The sequence below is a fragment of the Oceanobacillus massiliensis str. N'diop genome (assembly GCF_000285495.1).
In the GTDB taxonomy this organism is placed as follows: Bacteria; Bacillota; Bacilli; order Bacillales; family Amphibacillaceae; genus Oceanobacillus; species Oceanobacillus massiliensis.
Genome location: NZ_HE610976.1, coordinates 565,141 through 574,265, shown reverse-complemented (window position 1 = coordinate 574,265; position 9,125 = coordinate 565,141). Strand labels below are relative to the sequence as shown.

At 32.1% G+C, this 9,125-nt stretch carries 9 protein-coding genes and 1 pseudogene; all 10 read right to left on the bottom strand.

Annotated elements, in window-relative coordinates; genetic code table 11:
* Positions 1 to 73: 73 nt before the first annotated feature.
* Positions 74 to 1,239, bottom strand: a pseudogene (locus OMHG_RS02860) (nucleotide sugar dehydrogenase).
* 258 nt (positions 1,240 to 1,497) lie between these two features.
* Positions 1,498 to 2,202, bottom strand: a complete 705-nt coding sequence (locus tag OMHG_RS02855) for an acylneuraminate cytidylyltransferase family protein (RefSeq protein ID WP_010648147.1) — start codon at positions 2,200 to 2,202, stop codon at positions 1,498 to 1,500.
* Between the two features lie 20 nt (positions 2,203 to 2,222).
* The gene (gene neuC, locus OMHG_RS02850) at positions 2,223 to 3,371 is read right to left on the bottom strand and encodes a UDP-N-acetylglucosamine 2-epimerase (protein WP_010648145.1); all 1,149 of its coding nucleotides are present in this window, start codon (positions 3,369 to 3,371) and stop codon (positions 2,223 to 2,225) included.
* On the bottom strand, positions 3,368 to 4,366 hold the full coding sequence (gene neuB, locus OMHG_RS02845) for an N-acetylneuraminate synthase (protein ID WP_010648144.1): 999 nt from the start codon (positions 4,364 to 4,366) through the stop codon (positions 3,368 to 3,370). The genes neuC and neuB overlap by 4 nt, the downstream gene beginning before the upstream one ends.
* Positions 4,367 to 4,368: 2 nt before the next feature.
* Positions 4,369 to 5,001, bottom strand: coding sequence for an acetyltransferase (locus tag OMHG_RS02840; protein WP_010648142.1), 633 nt, complete (start codon positions 4,999 to 5,001; stop codon positions 4,369 to 4,371).
* A complete protein-coding gene (locus tag OMHG_RS18700) occupies positions 5,001 to 5,234 on the bottom strand; it encodes a sugar phosphate nucleotidyltransferase (protein WP_202594342.1) in 234 nt (77 codons plus the stop codon). The genes OMHG_RS02840 and OMHG_RS18700 overlap by 1 nt, the downstream gene beginning before the upstream one ends.
* Positions 5,235 to 5,387: 153 nt before the next feature.
* Positions 5,388 to 6,059: a sugar phosphate nucleotidyltransferase gene (locus OMHG_RS18695; RefSeq protein ID WP_202594341.1), complete on the bottom strand. Its 672-nt coding sequence runs from the start codon at positions 6,057 to 6,059 to the stop codon at positions 5,388 to 5,390.
* A 13-nt stretch (positions 6,060 to 6,072) separates the two neighbouring features.
* Positions 6,073 to 7,233 carry a LegC family aminotransferase gene (locus tag OMHG_RS02830; RefSeq protein ID WP_010648140.1) on the bottom strand — a complete coding sequence of 387 codons (1,161 nt, stop codon included), beginning with the start codon at positions 7,231 to 7,233 and terminating at the stop codon, positions 6,073 to 6,075.
* A 13-nt stretch (positions 7,234 to 7,246) separates the two neighbouring features.
* A complete protein-coding gene (locus OMHG_RS02825) occupies positions 7,247 to 8,227 on the bottom strand; it encodes an NAD-dependent 4,6-dehydratase LegB (RefSeq protein WP_010648139.1) in 981 nt (326 codons plus the stop codon).
* Positions 8,228 to 8,232: 5 nt separating this feature from the next.
* A partial coding sequence (locus OMHG_RS02820; protein ID WP_161603054.1) for a lipopolysaccharide biosynthesis protein occupies positions 8,233 to 9,125 on the bottom strand: 893 nt, incomplete at its 5' end.

The window sequence follows — 9,125 nt, the reverse complement described above, 5'->3', positions numbered from 1 at the left end:
GATGGCTGACATTTTTTTCTTCTGCTAATAAAAGCCCGCTAAGTTAAATTAAGACAGAACGGGCTGAATTTTTTTAATCCCTACTAAACAAATCCCTCGTATATACCTTATCCTTAACCTCACGTAAAACATCTGACAAACGGTTGGCTACTATTACATCAGAAATTCTTTTAAACTTTTCTAAATCATTAACTACCTTAGAGTTGTAGAATGTTTCTTCTAGAAAAGCTGGCTCATACACAATAACTTCAATTCCCTCGGCTTTAATTCTTTTCATCACACCTTGGATTGCTGACTGTCTAAAGTTATCTGAGTCTGTTTTCATAGTAAGTCTGTATATACCCACAACTTTAGGATCTCTTTTTATAATCATTTCGGCAACATGATCTTTCCTTGTTCTGTTTGCATCTACAATAGCAGTCATAATATTATTTGGAACATCTGCATAATTAGCTAATAACTGTTTTGTATCCTTTGGTAGACAATATCCTCCATAGCCAAAAGAAGGATTGTTATAGTGACTACCTATACGCGGATCCAGTCCAATACCTTCAATAATTTGTTTTGAATCTAACCCTCTAACTTCTGCATAGGAATCTAACTCGTTAAAAAATGCAACTCTATTAGCTAAGTAAGTATTAGCAAACAATTTAATTGCCTCTGCTTCGGTAGAATCCGTAAATAACACAGGAATATCTTTCTTATTCGCACCTTCTGCTAATAATTCAGCAAACTTTTTCGCACGTTCTGACTGCTCGCCGACAATAATTCGTGATGGATATAAATTATCATATAGTGCTCTACCTTCTCTTAGAAATTCTGGAGAGAAAATAATGTTATCAGTCTCAAATTTCTCACGTACTGACTTTGTATATCCTACTGGGATGGTTGATTTGATAATCATGACAGCATTCGGGTTCACATCAATAACTGTTTCGATTACTGATTCAACCGAGCTTGTATTAAAGTAATTCTTCTCTGGATCATAATTTGTAGGAGTCGAAATGATTACATATTCAGCATTTTTAAAAGCTGCTTTTGGATCCAAAGTAGCTTCTAAATTTAGTTCTTTTTTTCTAAAAACGTATGAATCTCTTCATCATCAATCGGAGATTTCTTATTATTAATCATATCTACTTTTTCCTGGTTAATATCAAGTGCAATTACTTCATTATTTTGTGCTAAAAGCACGGCATTGGATAGTCCGACGTATCCGGTACCTGCTACCGATATTTTCACGAAACTCACTCCCATTATTAAGATAATTCAATTGTGGTAGGCTATATTCAAATAATCTTTAAAAATAGTCAACATTCAATTTTAAAAACTCTATGATCCTTTTTTTGAAATATTCCTTTTTTAAATCTAACATCTTAATAGGCAATCTGTTGAAACAAAGGTAACTGAACATTCATTAATAGCTAGTTCTAGTTCTATAAACATGTTTTGAACATTAAAACATAGATTAATTTATAACCAAAGAATTACCTTAATACCTCAACTAATACCATGTTTATTCATCAATACTTTTACTAATTCAAATTCAACTTCTGAATCAATATCTATTGAATTTTTCTGTTCCATAATATATGCATAACATTTATCTTTATAAAAATGCTTGTATCTAAGGAAATAGTCTATGTTACTTAAATAGATTGCTCCATTCAATCTATAGTATGTAGGTAATTCTTGCCTTCTTCTATTGGATTCTATTTCTAAAAAACTATCCATACGTAACGTACTGTTTAATGTATTCATTAATTTAGGTGAATGCTCAGTTTCGCACACACTAACAACAGAGTTAGCTTTTTTCTCATTAAATAAATTAAATGCATTTATTATATCACTAGCTTTTCTCAACGGTGAAGTAGGTTGTAATAACATAAAATTTTCGTACCTTAAACCTCTATTATTTAATTCAGAAATTGTATAGTCTATCATATCTATGCTACTAGAACGATCTGTAGCCAACTCCTCGGGCCTTAAGAAAGGAACTGTTGCCCCATATTCCTTAGCAATATTAGCATATTTTATTGAATCTGTTGAAACAATAATATCAGTAAAAACACCACTTTGTATAGCAGCTTCGATTGTATAAGCTATCATCGGCTTGCCATTTAAATCTTTAATATTTTTATCTTTAAGTCCTTTGGAACCACTACGTGCGGGTATGACAGCTAAAATCTTCTTCTGTTTAATCATGAGAATAAAATCACCTCTCTTTACAGGTCATAAAATGATTTCTTCATACTAATAGGGCCATTTAATAACTCTTTTATGTTTTTTAATATTTTCCTAGATACACTTCCATCGCCGTATGGAGTATTAATATTGTCTTTAAATGAATTTCTTATGGCTCTATTAATTGTATTATAAATATTTTCTTCAATTGGTTCACAATTATAAACTGAATCTGCTTGAATCCTACCTTTTTGTCTGTCACCAATGTTTACTGTAGGCACACCGAAGGAAGGTGCTTCTAAAATACCACTAGATGAGTTCCCAATTATAGCAGCAGCATATTTCATAGCACTCAAATATCTTAATTGGCCCATTGATTTGAATGCAATTGCCTTGTTTCTATTATTCTTAACATAATCATCTATCATCTGATTAATAATTCTACCATCAGTATCTGAATTTGCTTTAGTGAAGATAACTTTTAGATTTTTAGTTCGATCTATAGCTGATAAAAGGCTTTTAAACTGACTTTGGGATGTGTTACTTTCTAATGTAACTGGATGAAAGGTAACTAAAGCATATTTACTATCCAATTGGAAACCAATTCTTTCTTCCAGTTCCTTTCTAGAAAGCAAATTTAGGGTTTTAATACTTTCAATCCCAATTGCACCAACATTAAAAACTCTTGAAGGATCTTCTCCAAGTTGAATAACTCTGTTTCTATATTCTTCAGTACTAGTAAAGTGTAAGAAACTCATTTTAGTAATCGAATGGCGGAACGCCTCATCGAATGCCCCCTCAGTTGTCTCACCACCATGTAAGTGAGCAACTGGTATTTGCATTACAGAGGCTGCGCTAACAGCAGAAAATATTTCAAAACGATCCCCTAAAATAATTACCAAATCTGGTTTAATACGACCGAAACATTCAGCAAAACTAACCATTGCCAAACCCATCGACTTTGAAATCCCAATAGAAGAATCAGAGCTAAGTAGAATCTCAATTTTTTCATGTACACTAAAACCATCTTCTTCTATTTCCTTATAGGTTAAACCAAACTCTGGTGACAGATGCATTCCTGTAGCAATTAATTGTAACTCTAAATCTTCATCTTTCTCTACTTTAATGATTAGAGGTTTTAATAAACCATATTCAGCTCTTGTTCCAGTAATAATACATACTTTCTTCATAACTCAATCAACTCGTCTTTTGTATAATCCCTTTTAGCCTCTTTACCAATTAGCTGGTCCCAAAAAACTGGAGAGAGACCATCACCTGGTCTTTTAATATCAATATTTCCCTCTGAGAATAATTGACCTTTTTTAATATCACAACTTGCAACAATACTTTTCCTTGCAATCTTAATGTTTTTACTTTCTGAATACGACGGTGTTTTAACCCCGTTCCCTATTGCCTTTTCAATATTTCTTATTGCTTGTACCATAGCCTTTAACTCTTTTGGTTCAAGACTTGCTCTATGATCAGGACCTTCCATCTGTTTATCTAAAGTGAAATGTTTCTCAATTACTTTTGCACCTAGTGCTACAGCAGCTATAGGAATTTCTATACCTAATGTATGATCAGAATATCCAACTTCTACTTTTAATCCATCTTTAACAGTATTCATTGCTGAGAGATTAACATCTCTCATCGGAGTTGGGTACTCAGTATTACAATGGAGAACTGTTATTTTACCTGTTCCACTTTCTTTTAAAATAGATAGAGCGAATTCAATTTCTCCCATTGTTGCCATTCCAGTAGATACGATTACATCCTTTTTTAATGAACCTATTTTTCGTAAATAAGGGACATTATTTATTTCACCAGAAGGGACTTTAAATATCTCTAACCCTAAATTTGATAATAAGTCAATACTCTCTAAATCAAAAGGTGAAGACAGAAACATTATTCCTTTAGAATTACAATAATCAATTAACTCCTGATGCTTTTCGTAATCCAATTCTAATTTCCTTATCATTGAAAACTGGTTTTCACTTTTTTCAGTTGCTTCTTTTTGATAATCAGCTTTTTGAGCATTTTTAGTAACTAAATTATCTGCTTTAAAACTTTGGAACTTTACCGCATCTGCTCCAGCATTACTTGCTTCATCAATAAGCTTCTTTGCAAGTTCTATACTTCCATTATGATTGACTCCGGCTTCTGCAATAATAAATACGTTTGTCATTTCTACACCACCCTACAAGGATTACCATATGCCTTTTTATTACTCTCGATATTCTTAACCACAACACTTCCTGCTCCAATAATTGTGTTAGAACCTATTGTTATATCTTGAATTACAGTAGAATTAGTTCCAAGATGAGATCCATTTCCTATATGTACTTCACCACTTAAAGTTGTTCCAGGGGCTAAATGCACAGAAGAATTTATGAAACAATCATGATCAATTATTACCCCTGTATTAATAATACAATTTTCTCCAACTGTTACATTGGTGTTGATTATAGCGCCTTTTCCTATAAATGTACCTTCTCGAATCTGTGCTGTTTCCGAGACTATCGCTGTTTTGTCTATAATTGCAGGAAAATTATAACCAATGCTTTTAGCTAACCTAAATAATTTTATTCTTATGCTGTTATCTCCTAAGGCTCCTACTGTAACAAATGCATGCTTTATCCCTTGTTCATAAAAATAAGCTAGATCACTATCTTGTCCAATAACTTCAACGCCATTAACTATCTTACCAATTTTGTTTTTCATATCTAAAATACCAATTATTTTATATTCAGCGTTACTTTTTAATGAATCTATAATACTTTTGGCATGTCCCCCGCCACCAAGTAATATAATATCTTCCATTATTTAACTCCCAGTTTTTCTAACATATTTTCCATTTCTGTAAATTGTCCCATGTCTAGCCAAGAATTTTCACTTACAGGATATACTCCAATTTTCTCGCCATTTTCTATATACTGATTTATTAATTCAGTTATATGATAAGAGGTATTTTCTGGTATATCTTTTAAACAATCGGGTTCTAAAATATACATTCCAGTATTTACTAAATAATCATATTCTGGCTTTTCCACCATTTTTTTGCACCGCTAGTAACATCATCAATCTCTATAACACCATATGGTATTGTATAATGTTTTAATGAGCTTATTAAGGTAATTTTATTATTATTTTCTTTATGATACTTCATCATATCAGAGTAATTACCATCGATTAAAATATCGCAATTACTAACAAAAAAATGTATCCTGTAATTTGTCTTTTAGTAAGTAGAGACTACCTGCCGTACCTAGTGGATTATCTTCTTCAACATAACCTACAGAATAACTTCTAGCTATATCATTAAAATGCGCTTTAATCATATTCTTTTTATAATTTACCGTCATATAATAATTACTACAACCATATTCATTGAACCTATTAATAATTCTCTCCACAATTGGAGTCTCACCTATTGGAATTAAAGGTTTAGGAAGAATCTTGGTATATGGTTCTAACCTAGTACCTTTCCCCCCAGCCATAATCACAACTGGATTTTCTAATTTTTCAAAGTAATTTAATTTTCTATTAAACTTATCATTCCAAAATACAATATCGATTACCTGCTTATTACCATTTAATACAGGGATTGCTTCAATCATTTTTTCTTTTAAGATTTCCTTGGCGTGAATTATATCTTTTTCATAAATAAACTTTGGTTCTTTGTTCATTATTAATGATACATTTTCTGACATATCACCATTTTTCAGTATCCACCTTCTCACGTCACCATCTGTTACAATTCCTAATAAAGTATCTTCATTAGTAGTTACAAGCAATATTCTCTTAGCAGTGTCGTCTAACTTTTTTATAGCCTCTTTTATAGAAATATGCTCATTAATAAATAAATCATTCAGGCTCATAAAATCCCTCTTTTCATGATTTAAGATTCTTTAAAATATCTGTAACTCTTAAAACTTCTTCTCGAGTTAGATTAGAGCTACATGGTAAATTCAATACATTATCAATATATTTTGTTGCTTTTTCAATTTCAAAATTCTGATTGGATAAATATGGAGACTGTTTGTGTATCAAACCCCAGATAGGTCTAGTTTGAACACTATTTTCATTTAAATTCAATAGTAAAGAATCCATGTCTATGCCATAATTATCATTTTCAATCAGTAAAGAGTAGAACCAATAATTTGCTCTCGTACCTTTATTAAAATTTAGTAAAGATAATCCTTGAATTTCATCAATACTTTTTTTATACAATTCATAATTTGTCTTTTTAATATGAATAAATTCTTCTAGTTTTTCCAATTGAGCCACTCCAATAGCAGCTTGGACATTAGTCATTCGGTAGTTATATCCCACTTCATTATGAATATAATATAAACTATCATCTTTTGCTTGAGTTGAAAGATATCTTGCTTTCTCGGCTAAACTTTTATCTTTAGCCACTAGCATTCCTCCACCACCAGTGGTTATAATCTTATTACCATTAAAAGAATATATACCGAAGTCCCCGATCGTACCTGAAAATTTATTTACATACTTACCAGACGTATAGTATGTGCCTAATGCCTCGGTTGCATCTTCCACAACTTTCAGATTATATTTTGTTGCGACTTCCATTAACTTTTCCATATTAGCCATATTACCAAACACATGAACAATTACAACCGCTCTTATTACCTTATTGGTCTTTTTATTCACTAAGCCGTTATCACTTAAATAACACTCTGTTTCACAGAATTTCTCCAATTTGTCTATATCCATATTTAATGTTTCATCACAATCCATGAATATAGGCTCAGCGCCAATATACTTGACTGGGTTAACAGTAGCTATAAAGGTCAATGTAGGAACAATGACCTCATCCCCTCTTTCAACTTCAGCAAGGTTAAGAGCAAGATGGAGTCCTGCTGTCCCGCTCTGCGTTGCTACTGCTTGCTCCACTTTTAAGTAATTTGCTATATCATTTTCGAACTTATTAATAAAACTGCCTCCCGTAGAAACCCACTCGGCTTCTACTGCTTCTGTTACATATTTTAATTCATTTCCCTTTAAATTCGGCACAGACAAAGGTATCATATTTAATTCTCCCTTAAATGTTATAAATATCTGTTTTGTATTTATCTAAATTATTTTTTAAGAATTCTATCGTCTCAGCTAACCCAGTTTCTAAAGTGTACTTCGGTTTCCAATCCGTTAACTTTTGGATTTTTTCGTTTGCACCCAATAGTCTATTTACTTCACTGTTTACTGGTCGCATTCTTTCTTCTTCAGTAATTATTTTTGCATTTGGGTTAATTTGTTTAATTAACTCCTGAGCCAATTGACCGATCGATATTTCCTGCTGTGTGGCGATATTAACTTCTTCACCAATCGTATTATCTGTCTTAGCAATCTCTATAAATCCTTGCACAGTATCTTTCACATAGTTAAAATCTCTTGTTGGTGTCAATGCTCCTAATTCTATTTCTTCTTTGCCTGCCAAAAGCTGTGTAATAATAGTTGGTATAACTGCTCTTGCTGATTGTCTTGGGCCATATGTATTAAATGGTCTAACAATAGTTAATGGTGAGTTAAAACTTCTATAAAATGATTCAGCTATTCTATCGGCGCCAATCTTTGTAGCGGAATAAGGTGATTGGCCTTGAAATGGATGTTTTTCGTCAATTGGTACATATTGTGCTGTTCCATATACCTCAGAAGTCGAAGTTACTAATAATCTCTTTGTTTCTAATTCACGAGCAGCTTGTAAGACATTTAATGTACCCTTTATGTTTGTGTCCACATAAGAATCTGGGGAATGGTAACTAAATGGAATTGCTATTAAAGCTGCCAAATGATAAACCTCATCTACATCTTTCATTGACTCTTTCACTCCATTAGGATCCCGGACATCCCCTGCAAAAACCTCTATTTCATTAAGAATCTCTTTTGGGAATGTATCTAACCAGCCCCATGAATTAAATGAATTGTAATACACAAATGCTTTTACATCGTGCCCTGCTTTTACCAATTCTTCTGTTAGATGGGATCCAATAAATCCATCTGCACCAGTAACTAAGATTTTTGACATAACTTTCAATTCCCTTCTTTAGTTAAATTCATCACTTTCAGTTGCTTACTTTTCTTACTAGCTAAAAATATTAAGGTAAATCTAATCAGCTCTGCGAAAATAGTAGAAACTGCTGCCCCATATGCACCGATATATGGTATTAGCAAAAAGTTAATTATAATATTAGCTATTGCAGCGATAATACTACTTGTAGCAATACTTTTTGTTGATTTAGTATAAAATAATTTTGCGACGGGTATAAAATAGAAACCTTTTATTATCTCACCTATTATAAGTACAGGTATGAAGGCGATAGCACCGCTATAATTGGAAGAAGTTAACAAGCTCACTGCAAAAATTGCAATTGGAATGGAAATAATCCCTGTCAATATGATAATTATTCCAAATATCCTTAATAGCTGTTTTGCTTCTGTACTATTCCCATCCTTTCTCAACCTTGTATACCTTGGCACAAGAGCATTGTTTACACCTGTATAAAATAAAGATAATACTGTAGCAATTTGAGCACCTAAACTATAAAGTCCCAACTCACCTAAATCTACAAATTTTTCTAAAATAACTCTATCAGAAGACTTTATAATCCAGCTACTAGCAACATGTGGTAATAATGGAATACTAAAAATAAGGCTATTTATTATATAAGTTCTATTCAAATTAATATTGATCGATCTCCTAGAAACTGCAAAGGAAATAATCACAAAAATAACACTTATAATAAAATGTGATAACAGTACTCCTTCTGCACCTAAACCTAGAACTATTATTAGAAATGATGCTACCAACATTATTAGTATTGATTTACTGATGTTAGCTATTACGAATAAACCAGCTTTTTCTTGTGCTCTCCATAAAGCTAATGGTAAAGCAAATAACGAAGAAGTCCAAGATAAACCCACTA